The organism is Thioalkalivibrio sp. ALMg9, assembly GCF_000380625.1.
Classification (GTDB): domain Bacteria; phylum Pseudomonadota; class Gammaproteobacteria; order Ectothiorhodospirales; family Ectothiorhodospiraceae; genus Thioalkalivibrio; species Thioalkalivibrio versutus.
In genome coordinates this window covers 11,708-31,772 of the sequence record NZ_AQYC01000008.1, presented here as the reverse complement: position 1 = coordinate 31,772, position 20,065 = coordinate 11,708, and the positions used below count along the sequence as shown (strand labels likewise).

Here is a 20,065-nt window from a genome sequence, read left to right as displayed (position 1 = left end):
TTCGCAGGGGATGGCAAGTTGCCGGAAGCCCGGTTACGGGCGTACCCCAAAGGGTCCACGCCTTCTGCGTTGTGCATGATCCAGCGGTGTCTACCGCCCCCGACAACCCCTGCGCCTTTCTCCGTGTCCGCTGTGCCCTATGTGGTGCGGCGATCAGACGAGCCACCTCGCCGGTCGCAGCCCGGATGGCGTTCAGCCCGGGACCGGCTCGAAGCTGATCAGCCGGTCCAGGCGCCACCATTGCCGCCGGCCCTCGGCGTCACGCAGGATCAGGTACTCCGCGCTGCGCCGGGTGCGCAAGTCCAGCGGCCGCACGATCGCGATGCGGTCCATCTCCCCGCGGCGCCAGTGCGTGCGCAGGGACTGACCGCGCAGGATGGCCAGCTCCAGCTCGGAATAGCGCTCGCAGTCGATCGGGGTATACGGTGGCGCCGCGCTCACTCGCCCTCCCGCTGGGCAGCGACGCGCGGAATCTCCTCGTCGCCGGCATCCTCGCGGCGGAACACGATGGGGGCACAGCACACCGCGCAGTCCTCGACCCATTCGCGGTCATTGCTGACCATGTCCACCGTGATCTCGCCGGGCTCGCCGCACCAGGGGCAGGCGAAACCAACAAACTCGACGGGACGCATTATCGACCCTCCTCCCGGCCCGCGGGCCAGGCTATCGGCGTGGCGATCGAGTCCTGCGGAGTCCCTTCCGGAAGAAAACGCTCCAGCACGTCATTGAGAAACGCCAGGCCCCGTTCCGTGGCCTGCAGGCGCTCCGTATCCGCCCCCAGCAGCCCGTCCGCGCGCAGTTCGGAAAGCGCCGGCTCGAGCGCCGCCAGCGGCAGGCCGCAATGCGCCTCGAAGCTCGCGGCCGGAACACCTTCCACCAGTCGCAGCGCGTTCAGCATGAACTCGAAGGGTCGCTCCGCCGTCGGCACGGTCTGATCGTTGTGCTGCTGCGGCCCGGCGAGATAGGCCTCCGGCTGGCGCGGCTTCACCCGCCGCAGGATCGTGCCATCGTGCACCTGCGTCAGCTTGCCGTGGGCCCCGGCGCCAATGCCGAGATAGTCGCCGAAGGTCCAGTAATTGCGGTTGTGGCGACATTCCTGCCCCGCGCGTGCATAGGCGGATATCTCGTATCGAGTATAGCCAGCCGCCGCCAGATGGGACTGGCCGCGGTTGAACAATTCCTCGATTGTGACGTCCTCCGGCAGTTCGGGTGGGCGCGCCGCGAACAGGGTGTTCGGCTCGAGGGTCAGCTGATACCAGGAGATGTGCCCCGGGTCCTGTTCGATGGCCGCCTGCAGGTCCGCCAGCCCGGTCGCCACCGACTGACCCGGCAGGCCGAACATCAGATCCAGATTGATCGCCTCGAAGCCGGCGGCGCGGGCGTGCGCCACCGCGTCGCGGGCCTCGGTGGCGCCGTGGATGCGGCCCAGCCGGGCGAGCATCGCATCGTCGAAGCTCTGGACACCTAGCGACAGCCGATTGACCCCGGCCTCGCGGTAGCCGCGAAAGTAGGCGCGATCGGCGGTGCCAGGGTTGGCCTCCAGGGTCACCTCGCAGTCCGGGCGCAGCGGCAGCCGGGCACGCAGACCGGACATGAGAGCGTCCAGCGCCTCCGGCGGGAACAGGCTCGGGGTCCCGCCGCCGATGAACACACTCTCCAGCCGCCGCCCCCAGACATCCGGGAGCTGGCCCTCAAGATCCCGCAGCAGCGCCGCCACGTAGTCGTCGAACGGCGCCTCGCCGCGGGGCTCGTGGGAGTTGAAGTCGCAGTACGGGCACTTGCGCACGCACCAGGGCAGGTGCACGTACAGCGCCAGTGGCGGCGGATGGATCAGGGCGGAGTTCATGTGCGGAGCATAGGCGAGCCCCCGGGTGGCGTCGAAAGCACCCAGTCCCGTCATTGCGGCCCCCGACGTCTGGGTTTTCGCGCCGATCGCCACGGCGCTGCGCGCCTCGCGATCTCCTGGGCCTGGCCCCGACGCGGGCCCGAACATGCGCCGGGGGGGGGGGGGGGGCGTCGGGCGGTTGCCATGGCCCCTACGGGCCTCGCAACGACGGGCACAAAGACACCGTCATCGCGAGGGGCGCAGCGCCGTGGCGATCTCCCTGGATACGCCCGGGAGCCAGGCAGGAGCGGGTGTCAGGCCGTCGGGTTGCCCATTCGGTTGCGCAGGCTGGCCACAAGCTGTTGCAGGGCCTGGCCGCGGTGGCTCAGGCGGTTCTTGGTCGCCGGGTCCAGTTCGGCCGAGGTGCAGCCTTCCTCCGGAACGAAGAACAACGGGTCGTAGCCGAAGCCCTCGGCGCCGCTGGCCTGCTCGGCGATGCGTCCGGGCCATACGCCCTCGGCGATGATCGGGGCCGGGTCCTCGGCGTGTTCCAGGTACACCACCACGGCGCGGAAACGCGCACCCCGCTGTTCCGGTGGCACGCCTTGCAATGCCTCCATCAGCCGCGCGTTGTTGGCGGCATCGTCGGCGTCCGTACCGGCGTAGCGCGAGGAGTAGATCCCCGGCTGGCCGTGCAGGGCCTCCACCTCCAGCCCGGAGTCGTCGGCGATCGCCGGCAGTCCGGTGTGCCGGGCGGCGTTGCGCGCCTTCAGGATGGCGTTCTCCACGAACGTCAGGCCGGTCTCCTCGGCCTCGGGCACGTCATGCTCCGATTGCGGCTCGACCGCGAGGCCCAGCGGCTCCAGCAGGGTGCGGATCTCGCGCAGCTTGCCGGGGTTGCCGGTGGCCAGCACAACGCGTTGGGGTTCGCCGACCATGGCCCAAATCAGCCTTCGGCCAGAACGGCGCGCTGGGCGTCGCAGATCTCGCGGATGCCCTTCTCGCCCAGATCCAGCATCTGGTCCAGCTCGTCGCGGCGGAAGGCGTGGCCCTCGGCCGTGCCCTGGATCTCGATCACCCCGCCGGCCTCGTTCATCACCAGGTTCAGGTCGGTCTCGGCCTGGGAGTCCTCGTCGTAATCGAGGTCCAGCACCGGCGTGCCATTGAAGATGCCCACGGAGACCGCTGCCAGGTGCCCGTGCAGCGGGTCCTTGCGGATCAGGCCCTGTTCGCGTGCCTTGCGGATGGCATCGCGCAGCGCGACGTAGGCCCCGCTAATCGCGGCCGTGCGGGTGCCGCCATCGGCCTGGATCACGTCGCAGTCGACGATGATCTGGCGTTCGCCGAGGGCCTCGAGATCGACCGCGGCACGCAGCGAGCGCCCGATCAGGCGCTGGATCTCCATGGTGCGACCGCCCAGCTTGCCCCGGGCGGCCTCGCGCACCATGCGCTCGTGGGTGGAGCGCGGCAGCATGCTGTATTCGGCGGTGACCCAGCCGCGGCCCTTGTTCTTCAACCACGGCGGCACGCGCGACTCCACCGTGGCGTTGCACAGCACGCGCGTGTCCCCGAATTCCACCAGTACGGAACCCTCCGCGTGACGGGTGAAATGGCGGGTAAAACGCACGGCGCGCATCGCGTCGGCTGCTCGGCCACTGGGTCGCATGCTGTGATCCTTGCTAGATTTGAGAGGGGCGCAGTATACGGGCCATGAGTGTAGTGCGTCGCCCAGTGGGGTAACGCACTACACTCATGCCTTGCGCAGCAGGGACCGCAACGGGGGAATAATGATTACCAGCATGACCGGATTTTCCCGGCACGCCATCACCCTGGACGGGGGCGTGTTCGACTGGGAGCTCAAGAGCGTCAATCACCGCTACCTGGAGCTGCGGATCCACCTGCCGCATCACCTGCGCTCGCTGGAGGCCGAGGTGCGTAAGCGCCTCAAGGGCCACTTGGCGCGCGGCAAGGTGGACGTGGTGCTGCGCGACCGAGGCCAGGCGGACAACGCCCCGGAGGCCTTCGATCAGGAGCGCGCGCAGGCACTGATCGATGCCTGCGCGGCGATCGAGCGAAGGATGCGCAATCCGGCCCCGGTCTCGCCGCTGGACGTGCTGAGCTGGCCCGGCGTCCTGCAGGGCGCCTCGGATGCCGGCGAGGTCCTGGCGGAGCCGCTACTGGCCGGCTTCGACACCGCGCTGGAGGCCCTGGTCGCGATGCGTACGACGGAGGGGGCGGCCCTGGCCGATGGCATGCGCACGCGCCTGGAGGCCCTGGCGGAGCATGCCCGGACGGTCCACTCGCGGCGTCAGCCGATGCTCGACGAGCAGCGCGAACGCATCCTGGCGCGTATCCGCGAACTGGACCTGCACCTGGACCCGAAACGCCTGGAACAGGAGGTCGCGTTGCTGGCCCAGCGCATGGATATTGCCGAGGAGCTGGATCGCATTGACGGTCACGTGGCGGCCGTGCGCGAGATCCTGGACCAGGGCGGGCCCAGCGGTCGGCGGCTCGACTTCCTGATGCAGGAGTTCAACCGCGAGGCCAACACCATCTCCTCCAAGTCGCACGATCTGGAGATCACGCGTGCCACAGTGGAGATGAAGGTCCTGATCGAGCAGCTGCGCGAGCAGGTGCAAAACCTGGAATAGCGCGATGCGCCGGTTTCGCCTGCGCCTGGCGATCTCGCGCCAGGAGATGGAGGACTACTACACTGGCCGCGCCGCAGTGGTCTTTGCGCAGGCCGACAGCGGCGAAAGCGTGCAATTCCCGGCGCGGCTGCTGCGCAGCCATCTGGATCAGCGCGGCGTGCATGGCGTGTTCGAACTGATCACCGACGATGACTACAAGCTGAGGGAGTTTCGGCGCCTGTAGCGGAGACACTGATCACTGTGCACAATCGACTCGAGCGCGAGCGGGTGCCGTGATCCGCGTCTTCCTCAGGCCCTTGAAAACGCGGGAAGTGTCCCCTATTGCTATGGGTGAGTCAGATGACGCCCACACAGGAGGGAACACCATGACCATGACCCGCTACGAACCGTTCAGCCTGCTCGGTCAACTGTCGCGCGAACTCGGTCGCATGCCGGACATGCCCGGCGCCGAGGACTCTTCCGCGACCTCAGACTGGGCCCCCGCGGTAGATATCCGCGAAGAGACCGATGCCTACGTGCTGCATGCCGATATCCCCGGGGTAGACCCGAAGGACATCGAACTGAACATGGAGAATGGCGTGTTGACCCTGCGCGGCGAGCGCAAGCACGAAAGCGAGGAAGAGAAGGATGGCTACAAGCGCATCGAACGCGTGCGTGGCACGTTCTTCCGCCGCTTCTCGCTGCCGGATACGGCGGATGCCGAAAACATCTCCGCGCGCAGCGAGAACGGCGTGCTGGAGGTGCGCATCCCGAAGCAGGCCCGCGTGCAGCCGCGCCGGATCCAGATCGAGAACTGATCCGGCCTCACGTGCCCGGTGGGGATGCTCGCCCACCGGGCGAGACACGGGCGCTGCCCCGGGTTCCACCCGCGGTGGCGCCCGTTTTTTTGAACCTAGGGAGGCACGGATCTTTTTCTGCGGCTCGTGTTTCCCGGGGTGACAGCCGCATCCCGGCTATCATGTGGCGGGATCCGGGTGTCACCCGAGGACTCAGCCGCAATCGCTCGAGGAACGCAATGGAATACAAGGATTACTACAAGGTCCTCGGTGTGAGCCGCGACGCGAGCCAGGACGAGATCAAGAAGGCCTACCGCAAGCTGGCGCGCAAGTACCACCCGGATGTCAGCAAGGACCCGGACGCCGAGACCCGCATCAAGGAGGTCAACGAGGCCTACGAGGCCCTGGGCGACGCGGAAAAGCGCAAGGCCTATGACCAGCTGGGCTCTAACTGGCGCCAGGGACAGGACTTTCGTCCGCCACCCGGCTGGGACGGCCGGGCGCAATACGGCGGTGCCCGCGGGGGCGCCGATGCCGGCGGCTTTTCGGACTTCTTCGACTCGATCTTCGGCGGTGGCGGCATGGGTGGGGGGCGTCGCCGTGGCGGCGCCGGCTTCAACATGCGCGGCGCCGACCGCGAGGGGCGCGTGGACATCAGCCTGGATCAGGCGCTCAAGGGCACCGAGGTCTCGGTTCAGGATGCCGAGGGCCGGGTGCAGCGCGTGCGCATCCCCGCCGGGGCCAAGGATGGCTCGCGCCTGCGGGTGCGCGGCCAGGGCGACCCGGGCGTTGGCAGTGGTGGCGCCGGCGACCTGCTGCTGGAGATCCGGGTCAAGCCAGATAACCGCTACACGCTGGACGGTCGCAACCTCTACCGCGACATCCCGATCACCCCGTGGGAGGCCGCGCTGGGCGCGACGATCGAGGTGCCCACGCCGCATGGCTGGGTCAACCTGAAGGTCCCGGCCGGTACCCAGTCGGGCAAGCAGATGCGCCTGAAGGGCAAGGGACTGCCGGGCAAGCCACCGGGTGATCTCTACCTGAAGCTGTTGGTGCAGGTCCCGCCGGAGGACGAGGCCGGTGACTGGTACCGCAAGATGGCCAAGGAGTCGTCCTTCGCCCCGCGCGCCAACCTGGCGCCCTGATCGAGGATCGTCCATGCGTCGGCTGGTTCCCCTTCTGATCCTGGCCCTGGCCCTGCTCGGGGCCGCACCGGCCGCCGCCCAGCTCCCGGCCGCGGTGGACGGTCAGCCCCTGCCCTCCCTGGCGCCGATGCTCGAGCGCACCATCCCCGGAGTGGTGAACATTGCCACCCGCGCGCGGGTGGTGGAGTCGGTTAGCCCGCTGTTCGACGACCCCTTCTTCCGCCGGTTCTTCGATGTCCCCGAGCGTTCGCGTGAACGCGAACGCCAGGGTCTGGGCTCCGGCGTGATCGTGGACGCCAAGGCCGGCACCATCCTGACCAACAGCCACGTGATCGCGCGCGCCGACGCGATCCTGGTCACGCTCTACGATGGCCGCCAGTACGAGGCCGAGGTGGTGGGGACCGACCCGGCCACCGACGTCGCCGTGATCCGCATCGACGCGGAGGACCTGCAGGCGATCCCGCTGGCGGACTCCGACGCCCTGCGCGTGGGCGACTTCGTGGTCGCCATCGGCAACCCCTTCGGCCTCGGCCAGACGGTGACCAGCGGCATCGTCAGTGCCCTGGGCCGCAGCGGACTGGGTGGTGACGGCTTCGAGGACTTCATCCAGACCGATGCCTCCATCAACCCCGGCAACTCCGGCGGGGCGCTGGTCAACCTGCGTGGCGAGCTGGTTGGAATCAATACCGCCATTCTCGCGCGCGGCGGGGGCAACATTGGTATCGGCTTCGCGATCCCCGCCAACATGGCCAGCCAGATTCGCGACCATTTGCTGGCGGAGGGTCGCGTCGAACGCGGCGCGCTGGGCGTGGAGATGCAGGATCTGACCCCGGCGCTGGCCCAGGCCTTTGAGTTGGATATTTCCCAGGGCGCCGTGATCACGCGCGTGGTGCGTGGATCCGCGGCCGAACGCGCCGGCCTCCAGAGCGGAGACATCGTGCTGCGGGCGGACGACCAGCCGGTGCGCAGCGCCGGCGACCTGCGCAACCGGCTCGGCCTGCTGCGCGCCGGTTCCGATGTGCGTCTGGATGTCCTGCGTGACGGGGCCGAACAGCGGATCGTGGCCCGTCTGGATCGCCCCGAAGAGCGGCGCATCGAGGGCGCGGCCGTGCATCCGCGGCTGGAGGGTGTTCGCTTGTCCGAGGCCACCGGGCGTGACGGGGGCAGTCGCGTGGCGGTGATCGCGGTGGAGCCCGGCACCCCGGGGGCGCGCGCCGGCCTGCGCGCGGGCGACGTGCTGCTGGCCATCAACCGCCAGCGCATCCAGCGCCTGTCCGACCTGCCGCAACAACTGGCCGCACACCAGACCCTGGAGCTGCAACTGCGTCGCGGCAACCAGACCCTCTTCCTCACCCTGCGCTGAGGACCGGCCGTGTTCCATTGCGCCCAAGTCCGCGCGCAACTCCGTCACCCGGCGCACCCCCGTGTCCACTGTTAAGCCGGCCTTATCCTCCGGCCCACCCCGTCATCCCGGCCGGAGCGAAGCGGAGAGCCGGGATCTCCCGCGCTGGAGCCTCCGCGGACGCCCGGCTCATCTCCGGCGGTGGCGATCCCGGATAACCGCTGTGCGGTTTTCGGGATGGCGTGTTGCGGTGGCTTGGGTCGGACATGCCCGGAGGGGGCGGGTTTTGTGGGAGCGGGCTTGCCCGCGAATGCTCCTGCCAAAGCTGGACGCGGGCGGGGGCTTCGCGGGCAAGCCCGCTCCCACAAGGGCACACCCACAATGCCCACTCTGACCCGTCGGCTCAGAAGCCGGGGGTGTTCTTCTCTACCCAGCGGTCGGTGCCGTCGGCCAGGGTCTCGCGTTTCCAGAACGGGGCCTCGTGCTTCAGGCGTTCGAGGATGTCACTGCAGGCGTCGCGGGCGGCGATGCGGTGGGCGGACCAGGTGGCCACCAGCACCAGGGCATCGCCGGGACGCACATCGCCGACGCGGTGGGCCACATGGCAGCCCAGCAGCGGCCAGCGCGCCTCGGCCTCGGCGACGATGCGCTCCAGCTCGCGCTCGGTCATCCCCGGATAGTGCTCCAGAAACAGGCCGGTCACGTCCTCATCTTCGTTGAAGTCGCGCATGCGGCCGACGAACACGCTGGCCGCGCCGCGGGCGTTCGCCGGGATGGACTGCTCGGCCTGGCGGATGACCTCCCAGGGGTCGAAATCGTTGGTGTGGATCTCGACCGCCACCCTAGCCCCCGGTGACCGGCGGGAAGTAGGCGACCTCGTCGCCATCGCGCACCGGGGTCTCCAGGCTCGCCTGCTCCTGGTTGACCGCGGCCATCAGGCGTTCCGGGGGGGCATCCTGGTGCAGGTGCCGCCACAGCTCGCCGACGGTCAGGCCTTCTCCGGGCAGGGCCACTTCTTCGCCCTGGCGGCCCAGTTCCTCGCGCAATCGCGCGAAATAGTGAACGCTTACGGTCATTCCGGCCCCTGTAAAGATAACTGCGAGTCAAGCATTATAGCCGGCATGAACGAATTCACTCACTTCGATGCCGAAGGCCATGCGCACATGGTCGATGTTGGCGAAAAGTCCGTCACCCATCGCGTGGCGATCGCCGAGGGCCGGATCCACATGCAGGGGGACACCCTGCAGCGCATCCGCGAAGGCCGCCATGCGAAAGGGGACGTCCTGGGTATTGCCCGCGTGGCTGGCATCATGGGGGCCAAGAAGACCGGCGACCTGATCCCGCTTTGTCACCCGATCGGACTGACCCGGGTGGCCCTGGATCTGGAGACGGAAGACACCGCCGTGCGCGTGCAGGCCACCTGCGAGGTGCACGCTCGGACCGGGGTGGAGATGGAGGCGCTGACCGCCGTGTCCACCGCGCTGCTGACGGTCTACGACATGTGCAAGGCCGTGGATCGCGGCATGCAAATTGATGGTGTTCGCCTGCTCGAGAAACGCGGGGGTCGCAGTGGCACCTGGCGGGCCGAACCGAAAGGAGATTCCGAATGAAATGGATCAAGCGCCTGCTGGGCCTGATCGCCGTACTGATCCTGCTGGCCATCATCGTGGCCGCCTACCTGCTGATCACCTTCGATGCCAATGATTACAAGGAGCGCATCGAGGCCGAGGTACAGGAAGCGACCGGTCGCGAGCTGACCCTCTCCGGGCCGATCGGCCTGACCTTGTTCCCCAGCCTTGGACTGCGTCTGGAAGAGGTGCGCTTCGGCAATGCCGAGGGCTTTGGCGACGAGCCGTTCGCCGAGGTCGACGTGGTGGATGTCGCGGTGGCGGTGATGCCGCTGCTGCGCCGCGAGCTGGAGGTCCAGCGCGTGCAGGCCGACGGTGTGCGCCTGAACCTGGCACGCGACGAGCAGGGCCGCAACAACTGGGACGACCTGCTGGATCACGCGGGCGCCGCCCGCGACGAGGCCGTGGGTGCGGATGACGACGAGCGCACCACGACCGAGACGCGGCTGGCCCTGCAGCGCATCGACGTGGCCGGGATCTCCCTGACCAATGCCCGGGTGCACTGGGATGATCGCGAGACCGGCATGCAGGCCACCCTGGACCCGTTCGAGCTGCAGATTGGGCGCTTCCGCCCGGGCGTCGAGACGCGGCTGGATCTGGAAGCGGTCGTGCGCGCCGAGGGCGGCGATCTGGCCGAACCCGTGGAGCTCGCGCTCGACCTCGGCGGGCTGATGAACGTCGACCTGCTCAACGAGCGCTACTCCGTGCGTCGTCTGAACGCCACCCTGGGCCTCGACGGTGGTGGCTTGCCGCGCGCCGTGGGCATGACCCTGGAAACCGATGTCGCCCTGGAAATGGCCGACGCGATGTCCCTGCGCCTGGAGCGTCTGACGCTGGGTGTCGCCGGCGTGCGCATGACCGGGTTTGCCGAGCTGTCCGAGCTGGATGGCGAGCAGCCGCAGATCCGCAGCGAGATGCGCACCAACACCTTCAACCTCAAGGACGTGTTGACCGACCTGGGAATGGACGCCCCCAAGACCAGCGATCCGGATGCCCTGGCCCGGGTTGCCCTGGACCTGTCCGCCCACGGCAGCTTCCAGGCGTTGAACATGGACCCGTTCCTGATCACCGTGGATGACGCCATGCTGAGCGGTTCCGCGGGCTGGGATGGTCGCGGGGAACGCCCGCTGATCACCTTCGATGTCTCCGGCGAGCGCCTGAATCTCGACCGCTACCTGCCGCCGGAAGTGGAAGAGGCGCGCACGGAAAACGGCAATGGCAATGGCGAAGCCGACGAGGATATCGCCATCGAACTGCCGCTGGAGGCCCTGCGCAGCGTCGATGTGGATGGCAGCGCGGCGCTGGGCCGCCTCGACGTGATGGGCATGGTCCTGCGCAACATCGAGCTGCAGATCCGCGCCGAAGCCGGTGACTGGAATATCCAGCCCCTGAATGCCGAGGCCTACGACGGCGAGCTGAGCAGCCGCCTGCGCCTGGATGCGCGCCACGATGCCCCGCGCTACGAGCTGGCGGCCGACCTGCAGGCCCTGGATATCGGGGCCCTGCTGGAAGACTTTCAGGGTGACGATGCGCGCCTGATGGGTACTGGCAACCTGGAGCTGGACATCGCCACCCGGGGCGAGCTCCTGAGCGAGCTGAAGGGTGCCCTGAACGGCTCCGGCAACATGCGCTTCGAGGATGGCGCGGTTCGCGGCATCAACGTGGCCCAGATCATTCGCCGGGCCGAGGCGCGCCTGCGCGGCGAGCAGCTGGAAGAAGACGAGCCCAACCAGACCGATTTCAGCGAACTGACCGGCAGCTTCACCATTCGCGACGGCATCGTGCGCAACGAGGACCTGGCGGCCAGCTCGCCCCTGCTGCGGGTGAGCGGCGAAGGCCAGGCCGACCTGAACGACGACACCCTCGACTACCGCGTGAACAGCACCGTGGTGGGTACGCTGGAGGGCCAGGGCGGCCGGGAACTCGACGATCTGCGCGGCGTGACGCTGCCGATCCGCATCAGCGGCACGTTCACCGACCCGAGCTTCCGTCTCGATCTGGAGGATGCCCTGCGGGACCGCTACGAGGACGAGGTCCGCGAACGCGTGCAAGAGGAAGAGGATCGTGTCCGCGAACGCCTGGACGAGGAAGAAGAGCGTGCCCGCGAGCGCATTGAGCAGGAGTCCGACCGGCTCCTGGATCGCTTCCGCAGTCGCTGATCACCCGCGGCGCCCGCCCCCGGTGCGGGTGCCGCCATGTTCGATTCGCCCATGAACGCCTTCGCCGAGCGGCTGCTCGTCTGGTTCGATCGCCACGGTCGCCAGGACCTGCCGTGGCAGCATCCGCGCACGCCCTATCGGGTGTGGGTCTCCGAGATCATGCTGCAGCAGACCCGAGTGGAGACCGTCGTCCCCTACTTCTTGCGCTTCATGGAGCGGTTCCCTGACGTGCAAAGCCTTGCCGCGGCCCCGCAGGACGCCGTGCTGCACCAGTGGTCGGGGCTTGGCTATTACGCCCGTGCGCGCAACCTGCACCGCGCCGCACAGGTGGTGGTCGAGGAACACGGGGGCGTGTTCCCCGCCGAGCGCGCGGGCCTGGAACAACTGCCGGGCATCGGGCGCTCCACCGCCGCGGCCATCATCGCCCAGGCGCACGACGTGCCCGAGGCCGTCCTGGACGGCAATGCCAAGCGCGTACTCGCCCGTCACGCGGCGATCCACGGCTGGCCGGGCAGTACCGCCGTCCAGCGCGAGTTGTGGCGCGAAGCCGAGGCGCGTACCCCTGCCGCACGCTGCGCGGATTACACCCAGGCGATCATGGACCTGGGCGCCCTGCTCTGTTCTCGCAGCCGCCCCGCCTGTGAGGCCTGCCCGGTGCACGCGGACTGCGGCGCCGCGCAGCAGGGCCTGACCGGCACGCTGCCTTCGCCCCGGCCGCGCCGCGATCTGCCCACACGCACGCGTTGGGCCGCCTGTCTGCGGGCACCGGAGGGTATCGCGTTGATCCAGCGCGAACAGGACGGCATCTGGGGCGGGCTCTACAGCCTGCCCGAGGCCGAAACCGCCGAGGCCCTGGAAGACTGGGTGCTCGTTCAGTGGCCCGGTGCCACCCCGTCCGGTGCCGATCACGGGCTCCAGCACAGCTTCAGCCACTACCGCCTGGATCTGCGCATTCGGCCCTTCGACCTCCCGGCTGGCGCGTGTGGGATCATGGAAGGCAACAGGGTGATTTGGTATAAACCCGGCACATCACGGGCGGTCGGCATCCCGGCCCCCATCCAGCGTTATCTGCACGACGACAAGGATCCCGGCAATGGCACGAACCGTTAACTGCGTGAAACTCGGCAAAGAGGCGGACGGGCTCGACTTCCCGCCCTATCCCGGCGAGATGGGCAAGAAGATCTACCTGAACGTGTCCAAGGAGGCCTGGCAGGCCTGGCTGAGCCACCAGACCATGCTGATCAACGAATACCGCCTGACCCCGGTCGACCCCAAGGCGCGCAAGTTCCTCGAAGAGGAAATGGAGAAGTTCCTGTTCGGCGACGGTTCGGAAAAGCCGGAAGGTTTCGTCGACCCGAACGCCTCCTGAGTCGCAGTTTTCCGCGGCTCGTATCGATCTGGCGGCCCCGCGCGCTTGACGTGGGGCCGCCGGACGGCTTTAATACCGCCCTTCGTCCGCAGGACGATTCCCCCGAAGTATGGCCGGGTAGCTCAGTCGGTAGAGCAGGGGATTGAAAATCCCCGTGTCGGCGGTTCGATTCCGTCCCCGGCCACCATTATTTCCCCCTTGTGGCACCATCTTTCCCATGAGCGTTCGCCATATCCTGCGCATGGGACACCCCGACCTGCGTCGCGTCTGCGACCCGGTACCCGAATCCGATTTTGACAGGCCCGACCTGCACGCCTTGGTGGACGACCTGGTCGACACCATGCACGCCAACGAAGGGCTCGGCCTGGCCGCCGCCCAGATCGGTGTGCCGCAACGCATTGCCGTGATCGAGATCGAGCCCGGTAACAGCCGCTACCCCGATGCCGTGCCCACCGGCCGCCTGGTCCTCGTCAACCCGGCCGTGACCGTGCTCGACCCGACGCCGCAGCGCTACTGGGAAGGCTGCCTCTCCGTACCCGGCCTGCGTGGCGAAGTCGCGCGACCGCGGCACATTGCCGTGGACTACCGCGAGCCGGACGGAACGCCGCGCCATCTGGAGCCCGAAGGCTTTCTCGCCACCGTCTTCCAGCACGAGATCGACCACCTCGACGGCAAGCTCTACATCGACCGCGTCACCGACACCACGCGGCTCGCCTTCCTCGACGAATACCGCGAGTTTCACGCCGAAGCGTAGGCCTCACGCCCGGTGGAGGCACGGCCAGGCGTTGCGCACTACCTCCACCCCCAGCGCGTCCAGCAGCGGGTGGGCAGCCAGGCCGAGCAGGCCGTAGGTCAGGGGATTATCGTCGCCGCAGCGCACGCCCAGCTCCAGATGCGTGCCGCGCGCGCTCGGCGTCAGCCGGTAGCAGCCCTCGCAGGACAACCCGGCCAGCGCGCGCCAGCCGAGCAGGCGCGGCGGGACCACGACCAGCACATCCACATCGAAGACCAGCGGCACCCCGGCCACCCGCACACGCCAGCGGTAGCGCTCGGGCCCGACACGTGTGATCGACTCGATGGCCTCGCTGTAGGCGGCGAACGCCTCCATCCGGGCCATCAGATCGAACACCGCCTCCGGAGCGGCGTCGATCTCCATCTCGTGGTGGATCACCGACATCGGCCACCGCTCCAGGTTGCAGGGTCACCGCCGGGCGGTCCCGGCGGCGCAGCCCCGATCAGTCGTGCACGATGATGCGGGAGCCTGCGGCGTCGATATCCACGCGGGAGCTGGAGTAGGCACAGGCCTTCGCGATGTCCTCCAGTCCCGGCATGTCATTAAGCTCCGCCAGACGTTGCAGCAGGCTGCCGCCTTCGCAGTCGCGCGGCATGCCGTTTTCGTCCAGCGTGCAGCCGAATTCGCCCCTGTTCACCGACCAGTCCATGTCGGCCGGCATCTTCAGCACCACCGGTTCCTCGTGCATCACCTGAAACTTCGCCCGCATCGCGTTCTTGCCGTCCTGCCAGTCGAGGACCGGCATGTTGTCTACGCTGCGCATGGTATGCCTCCTTCGCGATTCCGCGAGGTTGCAACGGATTTCGCCCGGCTTTCCCTGAGCCTACCGTTTGACGCTAGACCCCGCCCTTGCAGCGGTCAAAGGTCACTCGGGTAGCGATGGGGGAGTGCTCGTGCGGTCGCTCATCAACGGCATGGTGGAATGCGTGAGCAGGTGGGGCCGCGCAGGGCAAAAGGCAAGGTCCGACCCCGAAGTTCCGACGATAAGCTGCGGAGTACCAGACGTCCCAGTGAACATAGCGAGCGACTTGAACACCTTGTTATGCGCTTGTTCCATAATGTGCTTTTCTGTGGCAATTTGGACACAACGCGATTGCGTTGTTGACTGAATCTGGACATTTTTCTGCTAAAGGCAGTTTATGGTGCACTTCCAAGTATGGAGCGCCATCACTGTTTTTGGTGAACGGCGCATCTTCACCACAGCTCTCACAAACTCCTTGTGCGCGCCTAAGAACAGCTTCCACGACGAAAGGATTGCGAACATACACCGTTGTTGTGACCGTACGTTGTTCTGGTGGATGATCTGATTGTGGTAGGCGTTTACTCAGTTCTTCATCGCTTAATTGCGCCGCATCATCTACGGACCGTTTAAATGCCGCTTGCTCTTCTTCGAGTGTGTTCGGAGCTTTTCTTTTCTTTTCTTTGTGCGAATTTCCTGTAAGACCTTTTGTAGCTCACCTTCTATCTGGATATTGCGCACTAACCAGCCGTTGCTCATGCCCTGATTGTTGGTAAGAGGCTTCATGCGAACTGTGCATTCTTTTGGGAGCTGCCCAGCACCAAGGCGATCCACAAACTCTTGGATCGAAATTCCTATGTATGAGTCGCTTCTTCCTGAAAGCGAGACATCGAACATCCTTTCTTTGCTTCCGCGTTTCTTGACCAAATACGGGAAGATTTTGCGCGGCGGACTTTCTTTGTTGTACTGCCAAGCGCCAACGAGAAAGCCGTCTTCAACCAATCGATCACTCATTCAATGTTCCTTTTGCGCATAACGCAAAGCTGAGTGGCGGGCTTGGAGCGGAGCGGAAAGCCCGTCCGGCGGAGGCCCGACTTGGGCCGAAGCGTACTCGAGCGACTGGTTAAGACGCTAGTGACCATCGCCGATTCTTCCCCAGGCTTCACTGAATTCGTCCACACAATATGATCTCGGCTGGAGCCAATAACTGACCCGACCGTCCTTCTCGCCCCTATGAGCCAAATGCCGCACTTCGCTTGGTCGAAGGATATAGGTCGATGGCTCCTTGCCAATATTATTAACGACTACCCACCAGTCACCCATAAGTTTGCCCAGACTCGAACCTAACGGCACGGGGGCTCGCTTTGTTAGCGCTTTCACCTGGACCCCAATGAACTCGGTCCCAGTCGTGTCATAAGCAATAAGGTCAATTCCACGTGCATTTCGAGAGGTTGGCATCACATTCCAGCCCATTCGGGACAAGTGATAGCACACATAATACAAACCAATATTGCCAGTAACCTGTGTCTCGAGTTTCACATGACCTCTCTTCGCGTCTTAACAGTAGGTTAGACAGAATATTTGATATTTATGATACGCACATTCTGCATATTGTCCGGGCGTTCGCTCGTCGCTGGTAGAGCGTTAAATGCAAACCAAGCTTTTATCATGGTCACATTCGTCGCGTCGAGTGGCGGAGCGCCCCACCCGCTTGGACGAGCATCAACCGGCTCTTGGTCAACGACTTACATCCGTCCTCCGGCCCAACGTGGGTGAGACGCAGGGGCTGGCGTTGAACGCTTGCGGGTGGACTGGGTTGGGTCGAGACGAGGAGATTGGCGGCACGGGCGTGACAGAGCCCGGTGCTAGACAGAATCGGGATATCACGGTTATCCCGGAATTGGCGTGGCGGGAGGAGCGACCAGGCGTGGCCTGAGAGTTGGGTTCCCGGCAGGAGCCGTGGCGGTGTTCCCTGGTAGGATCTGACCAGGGGAAATGGAGAGTCAGTGTTGGAAACGCTCATAGAAGCGAATAGGGCTTTGGTGGTCTGCGGCATTCTGGAGGACGCGCAGGGGCGGATCTTTCTCGCGCGTCGCGGGGCCGATCAGGCTCTGGCCGGGTATTGGGAATTCCCCGGGGGCAAGGCGGAGCCGGGCGAGAGGCTGCAGGCGGCGTTGTGCCGCGAATTCCGTGAAGAGCTGGCGATGGAGGTCCGGGTGGGGGAAGAGATCGGGCGCACACCGATTCCGGGTAACGGAAGCCTTGAGTTGGTGGCGCTGCGGGCGTGGACGGATGACGAGAGCCCGGTGCTGACGGTGCATGATCGCTGGCGCTGGGTGTCGCCATTGGAGGCTCAAGGGCTCGAGCTTGCGCCTGCGGACATCCCCTTGCTTGAAGCCTTTATTGCTGCATGTTCCGAATGAGCCGAGATAGCGCCGCCAAATCCCTGTCCGATGTCCAATGGGTCGGCCTGCATGAGCGGCTGGATACGCCGCGGGTCCGGCGGGCGCTGGAAGCCCTGGGGCTGGAAGACCATGCCCGCTGGAGCCAGGTTTTGGAGGGCGACGGTCTGGCGATGAGCCTGGTCGCCGAGCTGGCCCAGCGGCTCGCGGAGCGCGCGGGTGAGTTGCGCGAAAAGGGGCACGAGGACTGGACCCGGGCCGTGCAGGGGCTTGCGGATGCGCTGGCGGCGGCGGGACATCCGCTTTCGGGGATCGAGGAAGACCTTCCGCAGCCGCCGTTTCGGCAGTTGCTGGAGGTGCGCTCCCCGGCGGCTGACCGGGTAGGGCAGCAGGAGACGCCACGGCCGGATGTGCCGCTGGCTCTTTCCAGCCTGCTCACTGGTTCGGATCGCACACCCAGCCTGGTCACGCAGATCGAGAAAGAACTGGCCAGTGCGGAGCGCGCCGACTGGCTGGTGTCCTTCATCAAGTGGAGCGGGATTCGCGCCCTGCGCGAAACGCTGAAGCGCTTTACCGAAACCCCGACCGCTGATGGCGCACCCAGGCTGCGGATCGCGACGACCTCGTACCTCGGGGCCACCGATCTCAAAGCGATCGAGTTTCTGCTAAGCCTGCCGAACACGGAGATTCGGGTCTCGTACGACACGCACCGCACGCGCCTGCATGCCAAGGCCTACCTGTTCCATCGGAGCACGGGGTTCGGTAGTGCCTACATCGGCTCGGCGAATGTCTCGCGCGTCGCGATGGATGAGGGGCTGGAGTGGACGGCCAAGGTCAGCGAGTACGAGCTGCCGCATATGTGGCGCCAGATCCAGACCTCGTTCGAGGCACATTGGGCCGACCCGGCGGAGTTCGAACCGCTCACGACGGATGACCTTCCGCGCCTGCAACAGGCGCTGGAGTCGGAATCCAGCTCAGGGCCCGGGGCGCAGAAAGACGCCACCGCGTTCTTCGACCTGCGGCCTTACGCTTTTCAGCAGGAGATCCTGGAGGACATCCAGCGCGAACGCCGTTCGGGCATCGACCGCCATCTGGTGATCGCCGCCACCGGGACCGGCAAGACCATGATCGCCGCGTTCGACTATCGGCGCTTTGCGCGTGAGCAGGCGGATAAAGGGCGCCCGTCGTTGCTGTTCATCGCCCACCGCGAGGAGATCCTGCGTCAGGCAATGGCGAGCTTCCGCCAAGTGCTGCAGGACCACGAATTCGGTGACTTGCTGGTGGGCGGGGCGCGCCCGAGTCAGGACCGCCATCTGTTCTGTACGGTGGCGAGCTGGAATGCGCGAGACCTCGACCGGCTGGCCCCGGAGCATTTCGATTACGTGGTGCTGGATGAGGCGCACCACAGTACCGCCGGCAGCTACCAGCGCATCCTCGACCATGTGCGGCCCAAGTGCCTGCTGGGCCTGACGGCGACGCCGGAGCGCACGGACGCCGACGACATCCGCAAACACTTCGGCCACCGCTACACCCACGAGATCCGCCTGCCGGATGCGATCGAGCGTCGGTTGCTGGTGCCGTTCCACTACTTCGGCGTGGCCGACCACGAATCCGTGGACCTGAGCCGGGTGAGCTGGCGGCGCGGGGGCTATGACGCCGAAGAGCTGGAAGGGGTGTTCACCGGCAACCGGGCGCGCGCCGATTGGGTCCTGCAGCAGGCCCATGAACACGCGACGGATCTCGGCTCGGTTCGCGGGTTGGGCTTTTGTATCAGTCGCGCCCATGCGCGGTTTATGGCGGAGCATTTTTCGGCCAAGCAGGTGCCCAGCGCGGTGCTGACCGGCGAGAGCTCGGACCACGAGCGGCAGTCGGTACAGCGCGACCTGCGCGAGGGGCGCATCCGCTTCATCTTTACGGTGGACCTCTACAACGAGGGCGTGGACCTGCCCGAGGTGGACACCATTTTGCTGCTGCGCCCGACCGAGAGTCTCACGGTCTACCTGCAGCAGATTGGCCGCGGCCTGCGTTTGCACGAGGGCAAGCCGCACCTGACCGTGCTGGATTTCGTCGCACCGCAGGATCGGCGTTTTCGTTATGCCGATCGGTTCCGGGCCTTGAGTGCGCGGCCGGAGAAGCGGGTGGATCACCAAATCCAGGAGGGCTTCCCGTGGCTGCCCAGCGGTTGCCTGATTCACCTCGACCGCCTGGCCACCCAGCGGGTCCTCGACAACATCCGTGCACAGATCAACCGCCAGCGCCCGCAGATCGTGCGCGAGCTGAAGGCCTGTTTCCAGGGGGACATCGACTCCGCGAGCCTGCCCAAGATGCTCGACTGCCTGCATATGGATGATGCCGAAGACCTGCTGCGCAAGGACTTGCCCTCCCGGCTGCGCGCGGACTGCGGAGGGGAATCGGCGGCGGCGCTGGGGCCCTATGCCAGCAGCCTCAAACGCGGGCTGCAGCGCCTGGCGCGGTGTGACGACCGGCAGTTGCTGGAAACCCTGCAGACCCATCTGGCGCAGCCGGCGGCGAACGTGGAGCAGCTTGCCGAAGAGGATCAGCTCCGACTGGCCCTCGTCCACAGCACGCTATGGGGCAAGACACGGCCGGGGGATGGGGACCTCTCGGCCGTGGACGGTTTCGTCCGCGAACAGCGCCCCCTTTACCGGGATCTCCAGGAGGTCGCCGCCTGGCGACACGAGCGCATCGTGCCCGCCAGCGGCATCACCTTCTCTGAGCAGACGGGGCCGCTGGAGCTGCATGCGTCCTACACCCGCGAGCAGATCCTGCTGGCGCTGGGGCTCGGGAGCCTGGAAAAGCCCATCACCCAGCAGGAAGGTGTCCGGCACGTACCGGAACGGCGCGTGGATGCGCTGTTCGTCACCCTGGAAAAATCCGAGCAGGAGTTCTCCCCCACCACCATGTACGAGGACTACGCCCTCAACGAGCGGCGGTTCCACTGGCAGTCGCAGTCCGCCACCTCGCCCAGCTCGGAAACCGGGCAGCGCTACATCCATCACGAAGAGCTCGGCTACACCCCCATACTGTTCATTCGGCGCGCTAAACGTGATGTGACGGGCCTCAGCGAGCCATTCACCTTCTGTGGCCCGGTTCGCTACCAGAACCACGAAGGTAGCAAGCCGATGAGCATCGTCTGGGAGCTGGATTACGAACTGCCCGCCCGGCTCCTGCACCTCGCCCGTCGGACGGTCCTGTAACGCGGTTTCGCTGGACCG

23 protein-coding genes and 1 tRNA gene are annotated in these 20,065 nt (G+C 66.4%); 13 read left to right on the top strand and 11 right to left on the bottom strand.

Going from position 1 to position 20,065, the window contains the following annotated elements; all coding sequences use genetic code 11:
• Positions 1–192: 192 nt before the first annotated feature.
• The 5 genes from F792_RS0105315 to rph all read right to left on the bottom strand — a co-directional run bounded on the left by F792_RS0105315 (position 193) and on the right by rph (position 3,491).
• Positions 193–441 carry a transcriptional antiterminator, Rof gene (locus F792_RS0105315; RefSeq protein ID WP_018168682.1) on the bottom strand — a complete coding sequence of 83 codons (249 nt, stop codon included), beginning with the start codon at positions 439–441 and terminating at the stop codon, positions 193–195.
• On the bottom strand, positions 438–632 hold the full coding sequence (locus F792_RS0105310; RefSeq protein WP_018168681.1) for a CPXCG motif-containing cysteine-rich protein: 195 nt from the start codon (positions 630–632) through the stop codon (positions 438–440). Before F792_RS0105310 ends, F792_RS0105315 begins: the two co-directional genes overlap by 4 nt.
• Complete coding sequence (gene hemW, locus F792_RS0105305; RefSeq protein WP_018168680.1) at positions 632–1,900, bottom strand: radical SAM family heme chaperone HemW; 1,269 nt, start codon at positions 1,898–1,900, stop codon at positions 632–634. Before hemW ends, F792_RS0105310 begins: the two co-directional genes overlap by 1 nt.
• A gap of 239 nt (positions 1,901–2,139) precedes the next feature.
• Positions 2,140–2,763 carry an RdgB/HAM1 family non-canonical purine NTP pyrophosphatase gene (rdgB, locus tag F792_RS0105300; RefSeq protein ID WP_018168679.1) on the bottom strand — a complete coding sequence of 208 codons (624 nt, stop codon included), beginning with the start codon at positions 2,761–2,763 and terminating at the stop codon, positions 2,140–2,142.
• Positions 2,764–2,771: 8 nt separating this feature from the next.
• Complete coding sequence (rph, locus tag F792_RS0105295) at positions 2,772–3,491, bottom strand: ribonuclease PH (protein WP_019568919.1); 720 nt, start codon at positions 3,489–3,491, stop codon at positions 2,772–2,774.
• A gap of 121 nt (positions 3,492–3,612) precedes the next feature.
• On the opposite strand from rph, the gene F792_RS0105290 reads away from it, so the two are divergent.
• The 5 genes from F792_RS0105290 to F792_RS0105270 all read left to right on the top strand — a co-directional run bounded on the left by F792_RS0105290 (position 3,613) and on the right by F792_RS0105270 (position 7,760).
• The gene (locus F792_RS0105290) at positions 3,613–4,476 is read left to right on the top strand and encodes a YicC/YloC family endoribonuclease (protein WP_018168677.1); all 864 of its coding nucleotides are present in this window, start codon (positions 3,613–3,615) and stop codon (positions 4,474–4,476) included.
• A 4-nt stretch (positions 4,477–4,480) separates the two neighbouring features.
• Positions 4,481–4,699, top strand: coding sequence for a DUF2835 family protein (locus F792_RS0105285; protein WP_018168676.1), 219 nt, complete (start codon positions 4,481–4,483; stop codon positions 4,697–4,699).
• Positions 4,700–4,841: 142 nt separating this feature from the next.
• Positions 4,842–5,273 (top strand): Hsp20/alpha crystallin family protein, encoded by a 432-nt coding sequence (locus F792_RS0105280; RefSeq protein ID WP_018168675.1) that lies wholly within the window; start codon positions 4,842–4,844, stop codon positions 5,271–5,273.
• A 218-nt stretch (positions 5,274–5,491) separates the two neighbouring features.
• The gene (locus F792_RS0105275) at positions 5,492–6,397 is read left to right on the top strand and encodes a DnaJ C-terminal domain-containing protein (protein ID WP_018144871.1); all 906 of its coding nucleotides are present in this window, start codon (positions 5,492–5,494) and stop codon (positions 6,395–6,397) included.
• Between the two features lie 13 nt (positions 6,398–6,410).
• Positions 6,411–7,760 carry a Do family serine endopeptidase gene (locus tag F792_RS0105270; protein ID WP_018168674.1) on the top strand — a complete coding sequence of 450 codons (1,350 nt, stop codon included), beginning with the start codon at positions 6,411–6,413 and terminating at the stop codon, positions 7,758–7,760.
• Positions 7,761–8,142: 382 nt separating this feature from the next.
• Here the strand turns inward: F792_RS0105270 and F792_RS0105265 are convergent, their stop codons facing one another.
• Together F792_RS0105265 and moaD are read right to left on the bottom strand one after the other, a co-directional pair.
• Complete coding sequence (locus F792_RS0105265) at positions 8,143–8,580, bottom strand: molybdenum cofactor biosynthesis protein MoaE (protein ID WP_018168673.1); 438 nt, start codon at positions 8,578–8,580, stop codon at positions 8,143–8,145.
• Between the two features lies 1 nt (position 8,581).
• The gene (gene moaD / locus F792_RS0105260) at positions 8,582–8,815 is read right to left on the bottom strand and encodes a molybdopterin converting factor subunit 1 (protein ID WP_018144868.1); all 234 of its coding nucleotides are present in this window, start codon (positions 8,813–8,815) and stop codon (positions 8,582–8,584) included.
• A 45-nt stretch (positions 8,816–8,860) separates the two neighbouring features.
• Here moaD and moaC point away from each other — a divergent pair, with 45 nt between their 5' ends.
• The 6 genes from moaC to def all read left to right on the top strand — a co-directional run bounded on the left by moaC (position 8,861) and on the right by def (position 13,649).
• Positions 8,861–9,349: a cyclic pyranopterin monophosphate synthase MoaC gene (gene moaC, locus F792_RS0105255; protein ID WP_018168671.1), complete on the top strand. Its 489-nt coding sequence runs from the start codon at positions 8,861–8,863 to the stop codon at positions 9,347–9,349.
• Positions 9,346–11,526 (top strand): AsmA family protein, encoded by a 2,181-nt coding sequence (locus tag F792_RS0105250; RefSeq protein WP_018168670.1) that lies wholly within the window; start codon positions 9,346–9,348, stop codon positions 11,524–11,526. Before moaC ends, F792_RS0105250 begins: the two co-directional genes overlap by 4 nt.
• Before the next feature lie 51 nt (positions 11,527–11,577).
• Positions 11,578–12,636 carry an A/G-specific adenine glycosylase gene (mutY, locus tag F792_RS0105245; protein WP_026305906.1) on the top strand — a complete coding sequence of 353 codons (1,059 nt, stop codon included), beginning with the start codon at positions 11,578–11,580 and terminating at the stop codon, positions 12,634–12,636.
• Entirely contained in the window at positions 12,620–12,895 is a 276-nt protein-coding gene (locus F792_RS0105240; protein WP_038032041.1) for an oxidative damage protection protein, read from the top strand. The genes mutY and F792_RS0105240 overlap by 17 nt, the downstream gene beginning before the upstream one ends.
• A 111-nt stretch (positions 12,896–13,006) precedes the next feature.
• A tRNA-Phe gene (locus F792_RS0105235) sits at positions 13,007–13,082 on the top strand.
• A gap of 30 nt (positions 13,083–13,112) precedes the next feature.
• The gene (gene def, locus F792_RS0105230) at positions 13,113–13,649 is read left to right on the top strand and encodes a peptide deformylase (RefSeq protein ID WP_018168668.1); all 537 of its coding nucleotides are present in this window, start codon (positions 13,113–13,115) and stop codon (positions 13,647–13,649) included.
• Positions 13,650–13,652: 3 nt separating this feature from the next.
• Here the strand turns inward: def and F792_RS0105225 are convergent, their stop codons facing one another.
• The 4 genes from F792_RS0105225 to F792_RS14790 form a co-directional block, all read right to left on the bottom strand.
• Entirely contained in the window at positions 13,653–14,072 is a 420-nt protein-coding gene (locus tag F792_RS0105225) for an SRPBCC family protein (protein WP_018168667.1), read from the bottom strand.
• Positions 14,073–14,130: 58 nt separating this feature from the next.
• Positions 14,131–14,451, bottom strand: a complete 321-nt coding sequence (locus F792_RS0105220; protein ID WP_018168666.1) for a hypothetical protein — start codon at positions 14,449–14,451, stop codon at positions 14,131–14,133.
• A gap of 277 nt (positions 14,452–14,728) precedes the next feature.
• Positions 14,729–14,932 carry an HNH endonuclease gene (locus F792_RS15085; protein ID WP_196799400.1) on the bottom strand — a complete coding sequence of 68 codons (204 nt, stop codon included), beginning with the start codon at positions 14,930–14,932 and terminating at the stop codon, positions 14,729–14,731.
• A gap of 113 nt (positions 14,933–15,045) precedes the next feature.
• Complete coding sequence (locus F792_RS14790; protein ID WP_156000289.1) at positions 15,046–15,441, bottom strand: hypothetical protein; 396 nt, start codon at positions 15,439–15,441, stop codon at positions 15,046–15,048.
• Between the two features lie 995 nt (positions 15,442–16,436).
• Here F792_RS14790 and F792_RS0105215 point away from each other — a divergent pair.
• Both F792_RS0105215 and F792_RS0105210 read left to right on the top strand, forming a co-directional pair.
• Complete coding sequence (locus F792_RS0105215; protein WP_026305905.1) at positions 16,437–16,850, top strand: (deoxy)nucleoside triphosphate pyrophosphohydrolase; 414 nt, start codon at positions 16,437–16,439, stop codon at positions 16,848–16,850.
• Positions 16,847–20,047 carry a DUF3427 domain-containing protein gene (locus F792_RS0105210; RefSeq protein ID WP_018168664.1) on the top strand — a complete coding sequence of 1,067 codons (3,201 nt, stop codon included), beginning with the start codon at positions 16,847–16,849 and terminating at the stop codon, positions 20,045–20,047. The genes F792_RS0105215 and F792_RS0105210 overlap by 4 nt, the downstream gene beginning before the upstream one ends.
• Positions 20,048–20,065 lie beyond the last annotated feature (18 nt).